Raw genomic sequence first — 18,816 nt, forward strand, 5'->3', positions numbered from 1 at the left:
CTCTTAAGCCAGACGCGGGTTAACTTTATCAGCGTCGATATCGAATTTAGCGATAGCGTCCGCTACCACCTGCTTCTCGATTTCACCGCGTTTAGCCAGCTCACCCAGCGCAGCCACAACCACATATGATGCATCCACTTCGAAGTGATGACGCAGATTTTCACGGCTGTCAGAACGACCGAAGCCATCGGTACCCAGCACGCGGTAGTCGCTGGCTGGCACATAGCTGCGAACCTGTTCTGCGAACAGCTTCATGTAGTCAGTTGACGCAACGGCCGGCGCATCATTCATCACCTGAGCGATGTAAGGCACGCGTGGCGTTTCTGTCGGATGCAGCATGTTCCAGCGCTCGCAATCCTGACCGTCTCGCGCCAGCTCGGTGAACGAGGTTACGCTATAGACATCAGAGCCGATACCGTACTCTTTCGCCAGAATCTGTGCCGCTTCGCGCACGTGACGCAGGATAGAACCTGAGCCCAGCAGCTGCACTTTACCTTTCTTGCCTTCTACTTCTTCCAGCTTGTAGATACCCTTGCGGATACCCTCTTCCGCACCCTGCGGCATCGCCGGCATGTGGTAGTTTTCGTTCAGCGTGGTGATGTAGTAGTAGATGTTTTCCTGCGCTTCACCATACATACGCACCAGACCATCCTGCATGATCACGGCCACTTCATACGCGTATGACGGATCGTAGGAGATGCAGTTAGGGATGGTCAGCGACTGAATATGGCTGTGGCCATCTTCATGCTGCAGGCCTTCGCCGTTCAGCGTCGTACGGCCTGACGTCCCCCCGACCAGGAAGCCACGCGCCTGCTGATCGCCCGCCAGCCACATCAGATCGCCAATGCGCTGGAAGCCAAACATCGAGTAGTAGATGTAGAACGGGATCATCGGCAGGTTGTTGGTGCTGTAAGAGGTCGCCGCCGCCAGCCAGGATGAACCTGCGCCCAGCTCGTTGATCCCTTCCTGCAGAATCTGGCCTTTCTCATCTTCTTTATAGTAAGCAACCTGCTCACGGTCCTGCGGCGTATACTGCTGGCCGTTCGGGCTGTAGATACCGATCTGACGGAACAGGCCTTCCATACCAAAAGTACGGGCTTCATCCGCGAGGATCGGCACCAGACGATCTTTGATCGACTTGTTCTTCAGCATCACGTTCAGCGCGCGCACGAAAGCGATCGTGGTAGAGATCTCTTTGCTCTGCTCTTCCAGCAGAGGTTTGAACTCTTCCAGCGTCGGCATTTCCAGCTTCTCAGTGAACTCTGCCTGACGGGTCGGCAGATAGCCACCCAGCTTCTCACGCTGGCCGTGCAGGTAGTTGTACTCTTCTGAGCCTTTCTCGAAGGTGACGTAAGGCAGCTCTTCGATTTTTTCATCAGCCACTGGCACATTGAAGCGATCGCGGATGTAGCGTACGCCATCCATGTTCATCTTCTTGACCTGATGGGCAATGTTTTTTCCTTCCGCCGTATCACCCATACCGTAACCTTTAATGGTATGAGCCAGAATCAGCGTTGGCTGGCCTTTGGTCTCCTGCGCTTTTTTCAGAGCAGCGTAGATTTTCTTCGGATCGTGGCCGCCCCGGTTCAGCGCGAAAATTTCGTCGTCAGACCACTCTTTTACCAGCTCAGCAGTCTCCGGATATTTGCCGAAGAAGTGCTCACGCACATAGGCACCGTCGCGTGATTTAAAGGTCTGGTAGTCACCGTCAACGGTTTCATTCATCAGCTGAATCAGTTTGCCGCTGGTATCTTTCTTCAGCAGCTCATCCCAGCGTCCGCCCCAGATCACTTTGATCACGTTCCAGCCAGCACCGGCAAAGATGCCTTCCAGCTCGTTGATGATCTTACCGTTACCGGTGACCGGGCCATCCAGACGCTGCAGGTTGCAGTTGATGATGAACACCAGGTTATCCAGCTTCTCGCGGGTCGCGATAGTAATGGCACCTTTAGATTCCGGCTCATCCATCTCACCATCACCGAGGAAGGCGTATACCGTCTGACCAGACGTATCTTTCAGGCCGCGATGCTCAAGGTATTTCAGGAACTTCGCCTGATAGATAGCGTTCAGCGGGCCCAGGCCCATTGAAACGGTCGGGAACTGCCAGAAGTCCGGCATCAGCTTCGGATGCGGATAAGATGACAGGCCGTTGCCGTGCACTTCCTGACGGAAGTTGTTCATCTGCTCTTCAGTCAGGCGCCCTTCAAGGAACGCACGCGAGTAAATGCCTGGAGAAATATGACCCTGGAAGTAGACCAGATCGCCGCCATCTTTTTCGCTGCGTGCACGGAAGAAGTGGTTAAAGCACACTTCATAGATCGTGGCAGAGCTCTGGAAAGAAGAGAGGTGTCCCCCCAGCTCCAGATCTTTTTTCGACGCACGCAGAACTGAAACAATGGCGTTCCAGCGAATTGCGGAACGGATACGACGTTCGAGAGAGGTGTTACCCGGATAGTCCGGCTCATCTTCTGTCGCAATGGTGTTGATATAGTTACTGATCGCTGCAGCAGCACCGCCGCCGCCAGCTACTTTCACACCACCTTTGCGGGCTGCGCTCAGAACCTGATCAATCAGATACTGCGCACGCTCAACACCTTCTTCACGGATGACCGATTCGATCGCCTGTAGCCAGTCACGAGTTTCGATCGGATCCACGTCATTCTGTAAACGTTCTGACATGGGGGGTATTCCTTATCTGTGTCTAATACGTTGAATTATCAGGAGCCTGTCTGCTTGTGTTGTGTTTCAGGTTCACAGCACAAGAAGACAGGCCCGTCGTTTATGTCGCACGTTCGTTGCCGTACGTTATTCCTTGCGTTGCTGTAAACGACGCAGGGAGCGTTCACGACGGCTCTGCTCCCGACTTCTGTCCAGCAAGATTTCCTCTATGAACGCCAGATGACGATGCGAGGCTTCACGGGCCTGTTCCGGCTCGCGTGCCACAATCGCCGCAAAAATACTGGCGCGATGCTCGCTCACTTTCGCCAGCATTTCGCGGCGAGCGTAAAGCAATTCGAAATTCTGACGTACGTTTTGTTCCAGCATCGGGCTCATGGAGCGCAGCAGGTGCAGCAGCACCACATTATGCGCCGCTTCCGTGACCGCAATCTGATACTTCATGACGGCATCCGCCTCAGCGTCGAGATCGCCGCTCTCCTGCGCCTGCTGAATCTGAAGATGGCAGTCGCGAATACGCTGCAGATCTTCATCGGTGCCGCGCAGTGCTGCGTAGTAGGCCGCCACACCTTCCAGCGCATGACGGGTTTCCAGCAGATCAAACTGAGATTCCGGATGCTGGGCCAGTAGCCCGACCAGGGGGTCGCTTAAGCTCTGCCAGAGATTCTGCTGCACAAATGTGCCGCCACCCTGGCGACGCAGCAGTAAACCTTTGGCTTCCAGACTCTGAATCGCTTCGCGCAGCGATGGACGTGAGACATCAAACTGTTTGGCCAGTTCGCGCTCGGGGAGCAGTTTCTCACCCGGCTGAAGGGTCCCTTCCATAATCAGGGATTCCAGCTGCTGCTCTATCGCATCGGAGAGCTTGGGCTGGCGAATTTTACTATAAGCCATCTTCCCTTCTTATAAGCCAAACGTCTGGAGTAAATTGGTAATACCAATTGAAAAATGGTGTCCGTAAAGTAACAAAGTATTCACCTTGTGTCTATATGGCCACTCTCTTACTTCCAGCCCGTTGCAGGCCTGAACCCAGGCAGCACGCCTTAAGCCGCCGTAGTAACAGGAAAAAGAAACAACTGCGCGAAGTTGTTAACAGATTTCACTTTTACCAAACCTTACACTGCAAAAGCGGTTGCTGCTCTTATACGCCATAAGCGAAAGCTATTCGTGTTTAAGCATTATTCATGACAGAAATAGCGCAAGGGAAACCACAGAGTAAATCGCTGCTTTTTCCATCACTCCTTAGCACAAAAAGCAAAAGCAGGTGCAAAGTCGCGCGCTTATCACTATTCTGGTCGCCTGAATAGCGTCTCGCTACAGAGAGTCAGTCTGAATTCGTAAAGAAAAGATTACACGCAGTATCACAGCCTTAAGTGCGGGCACTGCAGGCGCACAATAACAATACAAAGAGGTTTGTATGGAACAACAGCATGGCGAAGCGCTGCACCGCGGCCTGAAGAATCGCCATATCCAGCTGATCGCGCTGGGCGGTGCCGTCGGCACCGGCCTGTTTCTGGGAAGCGCATCGGTTATTAAATCTGCCGGTCCGGCGGTGATCCTGGGGTATGCCATTGCCGGATTTATCGCCTTTTTAATTATGCGCCAGCTGGGTGAAATGGTGGTTGAAGAGCCGGTTGCCGGCAGCTTTAGCCATTTTGCCTATAAATACTGGGGCAATTTTGCCGGCTTCGCCTCAGGCTGGAACTACTGGGTGCTCTATGTGCTGGTTGCGATGGCAGAACTCAGCGCCGTCGGTAAATATATTCAGTTCTGGTATCCGGAGTTTCCGGCCTGGGCCAGCGCCGCTATTTTCTTTGTCGTCATCAATGCCATTAACCTGACCAACGTCAAAGTGTTTGGTGAGATGGAGTTCTGGTTCGCGATCATTAAAGTCGTGGCCGTTATCGGCATGATCCTGTTTGGCGGCTGGCTGCTGTTCAGCGGCAACGCCGGTCCGCAGGCATCTGTCCGTAACCTGTGGGATCAGGGGGGCTTTCTGCCGCACGGCATGACCGGTCTGGTGATGATGATGGCGATTATCATGTTCTCCTTTGGTGGCCTTGAACTGGTGGGTATTACTGCTGCAGAAGCGGATAACCCGGAAGAGAGCATTCCTAAAGCCACCAATCAGGTGCTGTGGCGCATTCTGATTTTCTATATTGGCTCACTGGCGGTACTGCTGTCGCTGCTGCCCTGGACCCGCGTTACGGCAGATACCAGTCCGTTTGTCCTGATTTTCCATGAGCTGGGTGATGCGCTGGTCGCTAACGCCCTGAACGTCGTGATCCTGACTGCAGCGCTCTCGGTCTACAACAGCTGTGTTTACTGTAACAGCCGTATGCTGTTTGGCCTGGCCCAGCAGGGTAATGCGCCAAAAGCGCTGCTGAAGGTTGATCGCCGCGGCGTACCGGTCGCCACTATTATGGTTTCGGCGGTTGCTACCGCCCTGTGCGTGTTGATCAACTATCTGATGCCGGGAGAAGCCTTTGGCATTCTGATGTCACTGGTGGTGTCGGCTCTGGTCATCAACTGGGCAATGATTAGCCTGGCGCATATGAAATTCCGCCGTAAGAAAGATCAGCAGGGTGTTACCACGCGCTTCCGGGCGGTGCTCTATCCGGCGGGTAACTGGCTCTGTCTGCTGTTTATGGCCGCCGTGCTGGTGATCATGGCGATGACACCCGGAATGGCGATTTCAGTCTGGCTGATTCCGGTCTGGCTGGTTATTCTGGCGGTGGGTTACGCCGTTAAAAACAGAACGCAGAAAGCCTGATAGTCCCGCGTGCCCGGTTTATCTGACCGGGCACCTCTGCCGATCGCCTTCACACTTTTTCCCCTGCACCCGTTTTGTCCATCTACGCGACTCATTGTTGATCATCCCTGCCTGCCATTTGCGCTGATACTTTTCGCTCCACTTGTCGCAGGAGACGACGATGAAAAGTGCTGCACTCTCATTCAGAGAAAAACTGGGATATGGCATGGGCGATGCCGGCTGTAACATGATTGGTGGCGCGATCATGCTGTTTCTTAACTACTTCTACACCGATGTTTTTGGCCTGGCACCGGCGCTGGTCGGCGTGCTGCTGCTTTCAGTACGCGTACTGGATGCGGTGACAGACCCCATTATGGGCGCTTTAGCGGACCGGACTCAGAGCCGCTGGGGCCGCTTCCGTCCCTGGCTGCTCTGGGTCTCGGTGCCGTATGTGCTGTTCAGCGTACTGATGTTTACTACGCCAGACTGGAGCTATGAAAACAAAGTTATCTGGGCCTTTGTGACCTATTTCCTGATGTCGCTGACCTATACGGCTATCAATATTCCCTACTGTTCGCTGGGCGGTGTCATCACCAGCGATCCGGGCGAACGCGTGTCCTGTCAGTCTTATCGTTTCGTGATGGTGGGGGTTGCCACGCTGATCCTCTCACTCTCACTGCTGCCTATGGCAGAGTGGTTTGGCGGTGACAACAAAGCGCGCGGTTATCAGCTGGCGATGAGCGTGCTGGCGCTGATTGGCCTGGCGATGTTTCTGTTCTGTTTTGCTAATGTCCGTGAACGTATCCGGCCTGCAGTGCCGACACATGACGATCTGAAGAAAGACCTGCGCGATATATGGAAAAACGATCAGTGGGTACGCATTCTGCTGCTGACCTTCTGCAACGTCTGTCCCGGCTTTATCCGCATGGCGGCCACCATGTATTACGTGACCTGGGTAATGGGCCAGTCGACGCATTTTGCCACGCTATTTATCAGCCTGGGCGTAATTGGCATGATGGCTGGCAGCACGCTGGCTAAATATCTCACCGATCGCTGGTGTAAGCTGAAAGTCTTTTTCTGGACCAATATCGCGCTGGCGCTCTTTTCCTGTGGATTTTACTGGATCGATCCACACGCCACCATCACGGTAGTGGTGGCCTATTTCCTGCTGAATATTCTGCATCAGATCCCCTCGCCGCTGCACTGGTCGCTCATGGCCGATGTGGATGACTATGGCGAGTGGAAAACCGGCAAGCGTATTACCGGCATGAGCTTTTCCGGCAACCTCTTTTTTCTCAAGGTCGGGCTGGCGGTTGCCGGTGCCATGGTCGGCTTTCTGCTGTCGGTTTACGGCTATGACGCCGGCGCAAAACAGCAGTCCGCCACCGCCGTCAACGGCATTATGCTGCTCTTCACCGTGATACCCGGTATCGGCTATCTGATCACTGCCGGCGTGGTGCGCCTGATGAAAGTGGATCGCAAGCTGATGCGTACTATTCAGGATGACCTGGCGCTGCGCCGCGCTAACTTTCGCGATTTGTCTGCCCCATCCCCGGCCGCAACCACTCAACCCGGAGAAGTCAAATGACCTGGCCTAACCCTTTTATTACACAGCGCGCCGACCCCTTTATTCTGCGGCACGGCGCTGGCTACTACTTTATCGCCTCAGTACCGGAATATGATCGGCTGGAGCTGCGTCACGCCACCACGCTCGCAGGACTGCGTGAGGCGCCCGCCGTTACCGTCTGGCGCAAGCCGGACCAGGGTGAATACAGTGAGCTGATCTGGGCACCTGAGCTGCACCACATTAATGGTCAGTGGGTCATCTACTTCGCGGCGGCGCCGAGCCGTGAGATTAAAGAGGGGCTGTTTCAGCATCGTATGTATGCGCTGGTCTGCGATGAAGCCGATCCGCTGACCGGCTACTGGCAGCCCTGTCGCCGGATTGAAACGCAATTCGATAGCTTTGCGCTGGATGCCACGCACTTTGTCCATCAGGGTAAAAACTGGTACCTCTGGGCACAAAAAGATCCCGCGATTCCCGGTAATTCCAATCTTTATCTGGCTGAGCTGCTGAATCCCTGGACGCTGAAAGGTACGCCGGTGATGCTGAGCCGGCCTGAATATGAGTGGGAGTGTGCCGGATTCAGCGTTAATGAAGGACCGGCGGCGATCCGTCACGGTAACCGGCTGTTTGTGACCTACTCCGCCAGCGCGACCGATGAAAACTACTGTCTGGGTATGCTGAGTATCGATGTGCAGGCCGATCCGCGCGATCGCATCGCCTGGCAGAAGTCAGCACGGCCGGTGTTTACTACCAGCTGGGAGAATCAGCAGTATGGTCCGGGACACAACAGTTTTACGACGGATGAAGCGGGACGCGACGTGCTGGTTTATCACGCCCGCAACTACACGGAAATCGAGGGCGATCCGCTGTGGGATCCCAATCGCCATACGCGCCTGAAATATTTCAGCTGGCGCGAGGATGGCACGCCCGATTTCGGCGTGCCGCCGGCGGATCACACCAGCGTGCCGTAGATAGTCAGGAGCGCGACCACCACCACCAGCACCAGCGAGGTGCGTTTTGCCAGCGCCACCGCCACGCGAGGGGTGGCGACCTTATCCGTGTGCGGATCGCGCGCCAGCGAGAATTGCGCCAGGCTGGTCAGCACCTGATACTGAGAACGACGGAGATCGCTCAGAGAGGCAAACCACGCGGGCAGCGCGCGCTCGCCGTGCCCCAGCAGCGCATAAGCCACGCCCGCCAGCCGCACCGGGATCCAGTCCAGCACGTGCAGCAGCGCATCAACGCCTGAGGCAGCGCGCGCCTGGTCTGATGCGTGTCGTGCCAGCCAGCTCTGCCAGGCGCGCAGAAAAGCGTACCCCACCAGCAGCACCGGTCCCCCGACCACAAACCAGAACAGCGGAGCAAGATAGAAACGGAAGTTGATCCAGATAAGTGCGTTCTGCAGCTCGCGCAGAAACTCGCGCTCGCTGCAGTTTGCCGGCACGCCATGGATCAGCGTCAGCTCTGCGGCCATCGCCTGATGTGCGGCCTCATCATCACGGCTGGCAGCCTGCAGGTAGTTATGGTAGTGCTGTCGCGCAGAACCGGCGCCGATACAGAGCAGCCCGGTCACAATCCAGAACAGCAGCTGCAGCAGCCCGAACAGCAGGCCGTGCAGGCTCCAGACCACCAGCCACACCAGCAGCATCGCCACTGCGGTCATAAGAAGCGTGCGCAGCAGCGAAAAGTGCTGCCGGCCACGAAACAACGGCGTCAGCCGGTGATCCAGCTGCCAGTGTTCGCCCATTTTAAACAGGCGTTCCCATCCCAGAACAAGTAACAAACTAAACAACGTCATAATGGCTCCTGCGGTGTCAGGCATTCTCCTGAGTAATACCCTGTTTATAGCGCGACCAGTCAAACGCCGGGCCCGGATCGGTTTTACGCCCGGGTGCGATATCGCTATGTCCGGTAATGCGATCGGCGCTCAGTGGATAGTGCTGCTGCAGCAGCGCGGTGACCTGCTGCAGCATGGCGTACTGGGCGTCGGTGTAGGGCAGCGTGTCGGTGCCTTCCAGCTCGATGCCAATAGAAAAGTCGTTGCAGTTCTCCCGCCCGCTGAACACAGACACGCCCGCATGCCAGGCGCGCTCATTCAGTGAGACATACTGTACCAGCTCACCGTCGCGCCGGATCAGACAGTGTGCTGCCACGCGCAGCTGCGCAATATCAGCAAAATAGGGATGTGCATCGGCAGGCAGCGAGCCGGTAAATAGACGATCAATCCACGGTCCGCCAAACTCCCCCGGCGGCAAACTGATATTATGGATCACCAGCAGCGACGGTACCTCATGGTCGGGACGTGCATTAAAATGTGGCGAGGGCACCTTACGGGCGCTGCTGATCCAGCCCTGTTCCAGTTTCATCTCTGTAATCCTTAGCAAAATCAGGCCGAGAATATCACGATTCAGAGCAGGGGTTAGCGTCTTCGTGCGATAGCGCGCCTTATCCTCCCCCGGCCTTTGCCGTTGCTCCTGCAAAATAAGCCAGCGTGATAGCGCATCAGATGGCCCTCTGCTGCCCGGGTGTGTGAGCCCGCCCGGCAACAGAGCTGCCGCTTGCTGCAACAGATAAAAATGGCTGCGCACCACTCTCCGGTTATCAGGCAATACGCTTTCGTCATCCGTTTGTGCTGCTTATCGTAGCGCCTCAGCGAAAACGGAGCCCTGCTATGGAAAAACAACGCGGTTTTACCCTGATTGAACTGATGATCGTCATCGGCATCGTCGCTATCCTCAGTGCGATTGGCCTGCCTGCTTACCAGAGTTACCTGCAGCGTGCAGCACTGACTGACATGCTGCAAACCATGTTGCCGTATAAAACGGCGGTTGAACTTTGCGCTATTGAGCGCGGTAGCCCGGCGCAGTGTCAGGCGGGTGAACACGGCATTCCGGCTGCGAAAGGCTCGCGCTATGTCGCCTCTCTCGCCGTTACCAATGGTGTCATTGCGCTTACCGGGCAGGAGAGCCTGAACGGGCTGAGCGTGGAGATGCAGCCGGTCTGGGATGTGGCTGAAGGCATGCTGCACTGGCAGCGCAGCTGTACCAGCACCAGCAGCGCCCTGCGTGATAACTGCCTGAATCAGTTCCGCTTTGCGGACAAGGACGGGACTAATGGCTGAGCACGATCCGGCACTGCTGGCGCTGTGCGCCCGCTACCAGGCGCGGCTGCTGCAGCACGATGACACCCGACTGCGTGTGGCCGTTACCGACTCTCCCCACCCGCAGCTGCTGGAGGCGCTGCAGTTCGCCTGCCAGTGTCAGGTAGAGATCGAGTGCTGGCCTGCTGCCCGCATGGAACAGACGTTGCACCAGCCGGTATCAGATGCCCGGCTGCCTGAGCAGCGCAGCGCCGCTTCAGCAACCGAAGCGGTAAACCAGATTCTGCATCAGGCCATACAGCGACGCGCCTCCGATGTGCATATTGAGCCTCAGCCGCAGGGATTACGTATCCGGCTGCGCATTGACGGTGTGTTACATAACCTGCCGCGCTTACCAGAGGTGCAGCCTGCTGCCGTGCTGGCGCGGCTGAAAGTGCTCGCCGGGCTGGATATTGCGGAGCGCCGTCTGCCACAGGATGGGCAGTTTACCCACGAGATAAACGGCAGCGGCGCGGCCTTTCGCCTCGCCACGCTGCCGGTCAGTCACGGTGAAAAAGCCGTTGTGCGTTTACTGCAGAGTGAAGGCAGTGCGATTGCGCTGGATAAGCTTGGTATGCCGCTGGCCCAGCTGCGCCTGCTGAAACAGGCGCTGGCTAAGCCGCAGGGGTTGATCCTGGTGACCGGCCCGACCGGCAGCGGCAAAACCTTCACGCTCTACAGCAGCCTCAGCGCACTGAACGTGCCGGAAAAAAATATCTGCAGCGTGGAGGACCCGATAGAGATCCCGCTGACCGGCATCAACCAGACTCAGGTGCGTCCCCGCAGCGGCCTCGACTTTAATCGCGTACTGCGTGCCCTGCTGCGCCAGGATCCGGATGTGATCATGGTCGGTGAAATCCGCGACAGTGAAACGGCCAGCATTGCGGTTAAAGCCGCCCAGACCGGGCATCTGGTTCTCTCCACGCTGCATACTAACTCTACCGCTGAAACGCTGACGCGCCTCAGACAAATGGATATTCCCGGTTATCTGCTGGGGCCGGCGCTGCAGCTGGTGATAGCACAGCGCCTGGTCCGCCGGCTATGCCTGCACTGCCGCCAGCCAGCGCAGGCTGTCGCTCATCTCCCGCCCGCACTCTGGCCCGGCACTCTGCAGACCTGGCGCGCCCCAGGCTGCGACCACTGTTTCTCCGGCTACTATGGTCGCCTCGCGCTGTTTGAAATTTTGCCGGTTAACAGCAGGCTGCAGAATGCCATCTCTTCAGATATGCCGCTGGAGCATGTCCTGATGCTCGCCGGTGAACAGGGAATGAAAACGCTGCTGAGCGCGGGTCTGGAAGCGGTAAGCCGGGGAGACACATCATTTGAAGAGATGCAGCGCGTGGTAGGTCTGGACAATGGCTAAACGTTATCACTTCAGCTGGCAGGCGCTGGACACCATGGGCGAGTTGCAGACAGGGGAGTCGCTGCTGCGCGATCGGGCTGCCCTGCTGCATCAGCTCGCCGATCGCGGCATGCTGATTGTTAGCTGGCAACGCGGCCGCTGCTGGCGCAGACGTGACTGGAAATGGCAGCAAAAAATTGAGCTGATGCATCAGCTGGCTACGCTGCTAAAAGCGGGATTACCCCTGGCTGAAAGTCTGATGCTGCTGGCGCAGGGGCACCCGCATGCCGGATGGCGCGTGGTGCTTACAGGCCTGCAGCAGCAGGTGCTGGCCGGAGAGGCGTTTTCGCAGGCTCTGCGTACGTGGCCTGACCTTTTCCCGCCCCTGTTTTCCGCACTGATGCAGGTAGGCGAGGCCACCGGACAGCTCGACAGCTGCTGTCTGCGGCTGGCGCAGCAGCAGGCAAAGCAGCGTCAGCTGCGCCAGAAAGTCGGCAAAGCCCTGCGCTATCCGATCTTTATTCTGCTGGTGGCGCTGGCGGTCAGTGCCGGCATGCTGTTATTTGTACTGCCGGAGTTTATTGCCGTCTATGCCAGCTTTGATGCACCACTGCCCGCCTTTACCGCAGGCGTTGTGGCGCTGTCAGAGGGCATGCAGCAGACCGCACTGCCGTTGTTACTGGTTGCTGCCGGCTGTGCGATTGCAGCACGGCAGATTGCACGGCGCTCCGATCGCTGGCAGCGACGCTTACAGCATTTTATCCTGCGCCTGCCGCTGATCGCCCCGCTCTGGCGTGGTGCGCAGCTCAGCCAGATTTATGCCATTTTACAGCTGACGCAGCAGGCAGGACTTACGCTGCTGCACAGTCTGCAGACAGTAGAAATGACGCTGACGGCGCGGGTGTGGCGCGAAGCGATTGTAGCGCTACAGGCGCATATCGCTGCCGGTGCGCCGCTGCACCAGGCGCTGCAGCAGCATACGCTGTTTACACCGCTCTGTGCCCAGCTGACAGGCGCCGGTGAAGAGGCTGGCGCGCTTGATATCATGCTGGCCCGGCTGGCAGAGTGGCATGAAACGGAAACCTCAAACCGGGCAGAGGCGCTGGCTGCTGCGCTTGAACCGGCGATGATGCTGGTGATCGGGGCGATCGTTGGCACGCTGGTGATCGCCATGTATCTGCCGGTGTTTGGTCTGGGAGAGGTCATACGCTAGCGGGCGCCTGCTGCGCCCGCACAGAGGGTTTATCGTGTGAACACGCGGTTCTCCTGCTCTGCCACACGGATAAACGTTGTACGCTTGGTCAGCTCTTTCAGACGTTCAGCGCCAACGTAGGTACAGGCTGAACGCAGGCCTCCCAGAATGTCTTTGATGGTCTCTGCCACCGGTCCGCGCAGCGGCAGGCGTACGGTTTTGCCTTCTGCTGCCCGGTATTGCGCTACGCCACCCACGTGGCGCTTCATCGCCGATTCAGAACTCATGCCGTAAAACAGCATAAACTGCTCGCCCTGCTCCTCCACAAGCGTGCCTTCACACTCATCATGCGCCGCCAGCATACCGCCCAGCATGACAAAGTCAGCCCCGCCGCCAAACGCTTTGGCAATATCACCCGGCACGGAACAGCCGCCGTCACTGACAATCTGTCCGCCCAGACCGTGCGCGGCATCGGCGCACTCAATCACCGCTGACAGCTGCGGATAACCTACGCCGGTTTTCACGCGGGTCGTGCAGACCGATCCCGGGCCGATACCCACTTTAACAATATCCGCACCTGACAGAATCAGCTCTTCTACCATCTCTCCCGTCACGACGTTACCGGCACAGATGGTTTTATCCGGAAAGCGTTCACGCGCGCGCTGCAGAAATGCCACAAAGTGCTCTGAATAACCGTTCGCCACGTCGATGCAGATAAACTTCAGCTGCGGCGACAGGGCGAGAATCGCATTCAGTTTAGTGAAATCCGCTTCTGAGGTCCCGGTTGAAACCATGACGTAATTCAGCACGGACGCGGGCACGCGCTGGATAAACGCCTGCCATGCATCAATACTATAGTGTTTATGAACCGCAGTAAGTACTTCAAAACCGGCCAGCGCTTCTGCCATGGTGAACGTGCCAACGGTATCCATGTTTGCTGCGATAACCGGTACCCCATGCCACTCCAGAGCGGAGTGCTTAAAGGTGAAGGTGCGTGCCAGTTCAACATCAGAACGGCTTTTGAGCGTCGAGCGTTTCGGGCGGATTAACACATCTTTGAAGCCCAGTTTGATATCTTCTTCAATACGCATAGCAGAGGGTCCTGGTTAGTGAAAACGAACCGCAGTTCGGGTAGCGCTCACGGCTCCAGTGTCGTTATCATACGCGCCATAACGGCGGTGGCAAGGGTGCGAATTTCACTTTACTTACGCTACAATCCTGTAAATCTGACCGATCGCTAAGAATGTGATCCTTTTCTCATTTTTGAGAGACTGCCGCCCTCTGATGCGCTGAATACCGGGAGAAAAATATGCTGTTTACCGTTGCGCTAACCGGAGGCATTGGTAGTGGTAAAAGCACTGTCGCTAACGCTTTTGCCGCTCTGGGCGTAGAGATCATTGATGCTGATGTGATCGCCCGCGAGGTAGTAGAGCCGGGTACACCAGCATTACAGGCGATTGTAAAACGCCATGGCGAATCCATTCTGACGGCAGAAGGCACGCTTTATCGCGCCCGGCTGCGGGAGATTATTTTTCAGCAGCCGCAGGAAAAAAACTGGCTTAATCAGCTGCTGCACCCGCTGATTAATGCCCGCACCCAGCAGCTCAGGGCACAGGCGTCATCCTCTTATGTGCTGTGGGTGGTCCCCCTGCTGATTGAAAACAATCTGCAACGACAGGCCGATCGCGTGCTGGTGGTCGATGTTGATGAGGCTGTTCAGCTGCAGCGTACGCGTCAGCGCGACGGCGTGTCGCTGAGCCAGGCACAACGTATTCTTGCCGCGCAGGTGAGCCGCGAACAGCGCCTCGCCTGCGCCGATGATATTATTGATAATAGCGGCACACCTGAACAGGTGCTGCCGCGGGTTGCTGAACTTCACCAGCGTTATTTGCGCCTGGCTGCAACCGGACGGGATTGAGATAATGAGTACAGTTGTTCTGTTTGAGCATCCGCTGAATGAGAAGATGCGCACCTGGCTGCGCGTCGAGTTTTTACTCAATCAGCTGCATGAAACGGTACCGGTAAACCATTCCGTTGCCGCACTGGGCGTATTTCGCATTCTTGCTGACCTGCTGGATATTTTTGAGCGCGGCGATATGCGGACTGAGTTGCTCAAGGAGCTGGAGCGTCAGCAGCAAAAACTGCGCGCCTGGCTGGATGTTCCCGGCGTGGATGAGCAGACGGTAAGCCAGCTCAGCAACCGCCTTAAACAGCTCTCTGCTGAACTGCTGAACGCACCGCGCATGGGCCAGCATCTGCGTGACGATCGGCTGATATCGCTGGTGCGTCAGCGTCTCAGTATCCCCGGCGGCTGCTGCAGTTTCGATTTGCCCGGATTGCACATCTGGCTGCACCAGGAGCAGGCGCTGCGTGATACGCAGGTAGCTGGCTGGCTGGCCTCGCTTGAGCCGCTGCTCAACAGCCTGACGATGATCCTTGATCTTATCCGTCAGTCTGGCGTATTTCGTCATCAGACCAGCCTGAATGGCTTTTATCAGGACAATGCTGAAGGCGCAGACCTGCTGCGGCTGCGGCTGACGCTGGAAGATGCGCTCTATCCGCAGATTTCAGGTCATAAAAGCCGCTACGCTATTCGTTTTTTGCCGCTGGATAGCGAACAGGGCGTGGTGCCTGCCCGCCTGAATTTTGAACTGGCCTGCTGTTAGAGGATATTATGCCGGAAGAGATGATTACCGTACCCTGCCCGAACTGCGGCAGAGATGTGATGTGGGATGAGCTGAGCCCGTGGCGTCCGTTCTGCAGCAAACGCTGTCAGCTGATTGATCTTGGTGAATGGGCCGCAGAGGAAAAACGCATTCCCAGCAGTGGCGACCAGACCGACAGCGATGAGTGGAGTGAAGAGCAGCAGTAAAGCAGCAGGGGCATGATGCCCCTGTTTCAGAGTTCGTCGGCCACCAGACGGGCAATCAGCGCATGGTTTGCAGCCGGAAACTCCTCTGCAATAAGATCGCGCTGCGCCACCCAGCGCTGTGGCTGTCCCTCGCGTCCCCACGGCTCACCCTGCCACGCTTCCACCAGAAAAAAATGCAGCGTGACGCGCAGATCATCATACGCGTGGTCAGCCTGACCGATTGCGGTTGCACGGGTCACCTCAATACCGGTTTCCTCCATCAGCTCACGCTTCAGCGCCTGTTCCGCGCTTTCATTCTGTTCAATCTTTCCGCCGGGGAATTCCCATTTGTTTGCCATATAAGAGCTGGCTGCGCGCTGCGCAAGGAAGATCTGGCGGCTGGCATTACGGATAATGCCGACTGCAACCTGCAGGTGCTTCATAGAGTTGATCCCGCTTTATTAGTAAAGAGCGCAGAGTGTAAAACAGCGCAGCGCGGATGTTAATAACCCGGCCTGAACAGCGTCACAGCGCCAAAAAAAAGGAGCCCGCAGGCTCCTTTTCAGGGTCAGGCCAGACGGCCGTGACACTGCTTATACTTTTTGCCCGAACCACACGGGCAGGGATCGTTACGCCCTGTTTTACGCTCACCGCCCTGCGCTGCCAGCGCCTCGGCGGCGGCGGTTTCATCATCCACATGGCTCAGCTGCTGCTGCTGTGCCAGGCGTTCAGCTTCTTCGCGACGCTGCTGCTCCATCGCTTCAACCTCTTCCGGCATCCGTACCTGAACTTTGCTCAGCGTGCTGATCACTTCATACTTCAGTGACTCCAGCATCGCCGCAAACATGGCAAAGGATTCACGCTTGTATTCCTGCTTGGGATCTTTCTGGGCATAGCCGCGCAGGTGGATACCCTGGCGCAGATAGTCCATCGCCGCCAGATGCTCTTTCCACAGCGAATCCAGCGTTTGCAGCATCACGCCTTTTTCAAAGTTGCGCATCATTTCGGTGCCCACAACCTCTTCTTTCGCCGCATAGCTTTCACGTGCGCGGGTCATGATACGTTCACGCAGCGTCTCTTCATGCAGATCCGGTTCTTTGTCCAGCCACTCAGCAACCGGCAGATCGAGATCGAAATCGTTACGCAGGCGCTCTTCCAGCCCCGGTACATCCCACATTTCTTCCAGCGACTGCGGCGGAATATAGGTGTCGATTGTCGCCTTGAACACATCCTCACGAATGCTGTTGATGGTGTCAGAGACGTCAGAGACATCCAGCAGTTCATTACGCTGACTGTAGATAGCACGACGCTGGTCGTTTGCAACGTCATCATACTCCAGCAGCTGCTTGCGGATATCGAAGTTGCGGCTCTCAACCTTGCGCTGCGCGTTAGCAATCGCTTTGGTCACCCACGGATGTTCAATCGCTTCGCCCGGCTTCATGCCGAGTTTGCGCATCATGTTTGAAACGCGATCGGAGGCGAAGATACGCATCAGCGCATCTTCCATAGAGAGGTAGAAGCGAGAGGAGCCGGCATCGCCCTGACGACCGGCACGGCCGCGCAGCTGGTTATCGATACGACGCGATTCATGACGCTCAGTACCGATAATATGCAGACCGCCTGAGGCCAGTACGGCATCGTGACGCAGTTTCCACGCCTCTTTAATCGCCTGCACCTGCTCTTCAGACGGCGCTTCCAGCGCAGCCACTTCAGCCTGCCAGCTGCCGCCCAGCACGATGTCGGTACCACGACCCGCCATGTTGGTCGCGATAGTCACCGCTCCCGGCTGGCCTGCCTGTGACACGATATCGGCTTCGCTGGCGTGGAACTTGGCGTTCAGCACGCTGTGCTTAATCCCGGCACGCGTCAGTTCGTTAGAGACCACTTCTGATTTTTCAATCGAAATGGTCCCCACCAGCACCGGCTGGCCTTTTGCCGTACAGGTGCGAATATCTTCGATAATGGCATCGATCTTCTCTTTCTCGGTCATGTAGACCAGATCGGCCATGTCTTTACGCACCATCGGACGGTTGGTTGGCACCACGATAGTGTCGAGTTTGTAGATGGAGCTGAATTCAAATGCTTCCGTGTCCGCCGTCCCGGTCATACCGGCCAGCTTCTCATAGAGGCGGAAGTAGTTCTGGAAGGTGATGGACGCCAGCGTCTGGTTCTCATTCTGGATATCTGCGCCTTCTTTAGCTTCAATAGCCTGATGCAAACCATCAGACCAGCGGCGCCCCTGCATGGTACGTCCGGTGTGCTCATCAACAATGATGACCTCACCCTCTTTAACGATATAGTCAACGTCCCGGGTGAACAGCGCGTGCGCCCGCAGCGCGGCGGTAACGTGATGCATCAGCATAATGTTGGTTGGCGAGTAGAGTGATTCACCCTCCTCCATAATGCCCTGGCTGACCAGCAGCTCTTCAACCTTGACCAGACCGCGTTCGGTCATGTGCGCCTGACGCGCTTTTTCATCAACCCAGAAGTCGCCTTCGCCCTGGAAATTATCAGAATCTTCTTTTTCCTGACGGACCAGGTGCGGGATGATCTTATTTACTTTGATGTAGAGATCGGAGCTGTCTTCTGCCGGACCAGAGATGATCAGCGGCGTACGCGCTTCATCAATCAGAATGGAGTCAACTTCATCCACCAGCGCATAGTGCAGTTTACGCTGTACGCGCTCTTCTGGACTGAATGCCATGTTGTCGCGCAGGTAGTCAAAGCCATATTCGTTATTGGTGCCGTACGTGATATCAGCCGCGTAAGCTTCACGTTTGGCAACCGCAGGCATGCCAGGCAGGTTAATACCGATGCTCAGGCCCAGGAATTCAAACAGCGCGCGGTTGTTCTCCGCATCACGTTGTGCCAGGTAGTCATTGACGGTCACAACATGCACGCCTTTACCGCTCAGCGCGTTCAGGTAGGCGGGCAGCGTAGCGGTCAGCGTTTTACCTTCACCGGTACGCATCTCCGCGATGCAACGCTCATTCAGCACCATGCCGCCAATCAGCTGCACGTCAAAGTGGCGCATACCAAAGACGCGCTTACTCGCTTCGCGTACGGTGGCGAACGCTTCCGGGATCAGGCTCTCCAGCGCTTCACCCTTCTCCAGACGGGCGCGGAATTCATTGGTTTTGGCCTTCAGCTCATCGTCTGACAGTTTGATGAACTCAGGTTCCATCTTATTGATGACATCTACCGCTTTGCGCATGCGGCGCAGTGTACGATCGTTACTGCTGCCAAATACTTTCGTTAACAGTTTGATTAACATGTTTAATTATTCTCTTATCAGCC

The 18,816-nt window shown here is 56.5% G+C and carries 16 protein-coding genes; 9 read left to right on the forward strand and 7 right to left on the reverse strand.

The window, feature by feature from the left end; genetic code table 11:
* Positions 1-3 precede the first annotated feature (3 nt).
* Together aceE and pdhR are read right to left on the reverse strand one after the other, a co-directional pair.
* Positions 4-2,679: a pyruvate dehydrogenase (acetyl-transferring), homodimeric type gene (aceE, locus tag SB719_RS11330; protein ID WP_065650118.1), complete on the reverse strand. Its 2,676-nt coding sequence runs from the start codon at positions 2,677-2,679 to the stop codon at positions 4-6.
* 126 nt (positions 2,680-2,805) lie between these two features.
* Positions 2,806-3,570 carry a pyruvate dehydrogenase complex transcriptional repressor PdhR gene (gene pdhR, locus SB719_RS11335; protein WP_039382625.1) on the reverse strand — a complete coding sequence of 255 codons (765 nt, stop codon included), beginning with the start codon at positions 3,568-3,570 and terminating at the stop codon, positions 2,806-2,808.
* 523 nt (positions 3,571-4,093) lie between these two features.
* On the opposite strand from pdhR, the gene aroP reads away from it, so the two are divergent.
* The 3 genes from aroP (at position 4,094) to SB719_RS11350 (ending at position 7,966) form a co-directional block, all read left to right on the forward strand.
* Positions 4,094-5,449 (forward strand): aromatic amino acid transporter AroP, encoded by a 1,356-nt coding sequence (aroP, locus tag SB719_RS11340; protein ID WP_304235126.1) that lies wholly within the window; start codon positions 4,094-4,096, stop codon positions 5,447-5,449.
* 160 nt (positions 5,450-5,609) lie between these two features.
* Complete coding sequence (locus SB719_RS11345) at positions 5,610-7,016, forward strand: glycoside-pentoside-hexuronide (GPH):cation symporter (protein ID WP_065650120.1); 1,407 nt, start codon at positions 5,610-5,612, stop codon at positions 7,014-7,016.
* Positions 7,013-7,966 carry a family 43 glycosylhydrolase gene (locus tag SB719_RS11350; RefSeq protein ID WP_412159242.1) on the forward strand — a complete coding sequence of 318 codons (954 nt, stop codon included), beginning with the start codon at positions 7,013-7,015 and terminating at the stop codon, positions 7,964-7,966. The genes SB719_RS11345 and SB719_RS11350 overlap by 4 nt, the downstream gene beginning before the upstream one ends.
* Here SB719_RS11350 and ampE read toward each other — a convergent pair.
* Both ampE and ampD read right to left on the reverse strand, forming a co-directional pair.
* Positions 7,948-8,793: a beta-lactamase regulator AmpE gene (ampE, locus tag SB719_RS11355; RefSeq protein WP_065650122.1), complete on the reverse strand. Its 846-nt coding sequence runs from the start codon at positions 8,791-8,793 to the stop codon at positions 7,948-7,950. The two genes, SB719_RS11350 and ampE, sit on opposite strands and share 19 nt — an antisense overlap.
* Positions 8,794-8,809: 16 nt before the next feature.
* Positions 8,810-9,361, reverse strand: coding sequence for a 1,6-anhydro-N-acetylmuramyl-L-alanine amidase AmpD (gene ampD / locus SB719_RS11360; RefSeq protein WP_065650123.1), 552 nt, complete (start codon positions 9,359-9,361; stop codon positions 8,810-8,812).
* Positions 9,362-9,666: 305 nt separating this feature from the next.
* On the opposite strand from ampD, the gene ppdD reads away from it, so the two are divergent.
* The 3 genes from ppdD to hofC are packed head-to-tail and all read left to right on the forward strand — an operon-like array spanning position 9,667 to position 12,689.
* Complete coding sequence (gene ppdD, locus SB719_RS11365) at positions 9,667-10,116, forward strand: prepilin peptidase-dependent pilin (RefSeq protein ID WP_304235128.1); 450 nt, start codon at positions 9,667-9,669, stop codon at positions 10,114-10,116.
* The gene (gspE, locus tag SB719_RS11370; protein WP_412159243.1) at positions 10,109-11,497 is read left to right on the forward strand and encodes a type II secretion system protein GspE; all 1,389 of its coding nucleotides are present in this window, start codon (positions 10,109-10,111) and stop codon (positions 11,495-11,497) included. The genes ppdD and gspE overlap by 8 nt, the downstream gene beginning before the upstream one ends.
* Positions 11,490-12,689, forward strand: a complete 1,200-nt coding sequence (hofC, locus tag SB719_RS11375; protein ID WP_065650126.1) for a protein transport protein HofC — start codon at positions 11,490-11,492, stop codon at positions 12,687-12,689. Before gspE ends, hofC begins: the two co-directional genes overlap by 8 nt.
* 29 nt (positions 12,690-12,718) lie before the next feature.
* Here the strand turns inward: hofC and SB719_RS11380 are convergent, their stop codons facing one another.
* Positions 12,719-13,759 (reverse strand): GMP reductase, encoded by a 1,041-nt coding sequence (locus SB719_RS11380; RefSeq protein ID WP_304235131.1) that lies wholly within the window; start codon positions 13,757-13,759, stop codon positions 12,719-12,721.
* Positions 13,760-13,977: 218 nt separating this feature from the next.
* Here SB719_RS11380 and coaE point away from each other — a divergent pair, with 218 nt between their 5' ends.
* From coaE to yacG, 3 genes are read left to right on the forward strand one after another with little or no spacing between them, the layout of a single operon-like run.
* The gene (gene coaE / locus SB719_RS11385) at positions 13,978-14,586 is read left to right on the forward strand and encodes a dephospho-CoA kinase (protein WP_039382604.1); all 609 of its coding nucleotides are present in this window, start codon (positions 13,978-13,980) and stop codon (positions 14,584-14,586) included.
* Between the two features lie 4 nt (positions 14,587-14,590).
* Positions 14,591-15,334: a cell division protein ZapD gene (gene zapD, locus SB719_RS11390; protein ID WP_412159244.1), complete on the forward strand. Its 744-nt coding sequence runs from the start codon at positions 14,591-14,593 to the stop codon at positions 15,332-15,334.
* Positions 15,335-15,342: 8 nt separating this feature from the next.
* Positions 15,343-15,540: a DNA gyrase inhibitor YacG gene (gene yacG / locus SB719_RS11395; protein WP_039382601.1), complete on the forward strand. Its 198-nt coding sequence runs from the start codon at positions 15,343-15,345 to the stop codon at positions 15,538-15,540.
* Positions 15,541-15,566: 26 nt separating this feature from the next.
* On the opposite strand, the gene mutT is transcribed toward yacG, so the two are convergent.
* Positions 15,567-15,962 (reverse strand): 8-oxo-dGTP diphosphatase MutT, encoded by a 396-nt coding sequence (mutT, locus tag SB719_RS11400; RefSeq protein ID WP_039382599.1) that lies wholly within the window; start codon positions 15,960-15,962, stop codon positions 15,567-15,569.
* Positions 15,963-16,087: 125 nt separating this feature from the next.
* Positions 16,088-18,793, reverse strand: a complete 2,706-nt coding sequence (secA, locus tag SB719_RS11405; protein WP_293005655.1) for a preprotein translocase subunit SecA — start codon at positions 18,791-18,793, stop codon at positions 16,088-16,090.
* Between the last annotated feature and the right edge of the window lie 23 nt (positions 18,794-18,816).

Source organism: Pantoea sp. SIMBA_079 (genome assembly GCF_046940275.1).
GTDB lineage: Bacteria > Pseudomonadota > Gammaproteobacteria > Enterobacterales > Enterobacteriaceae > Pantoea > Pantoea borealis.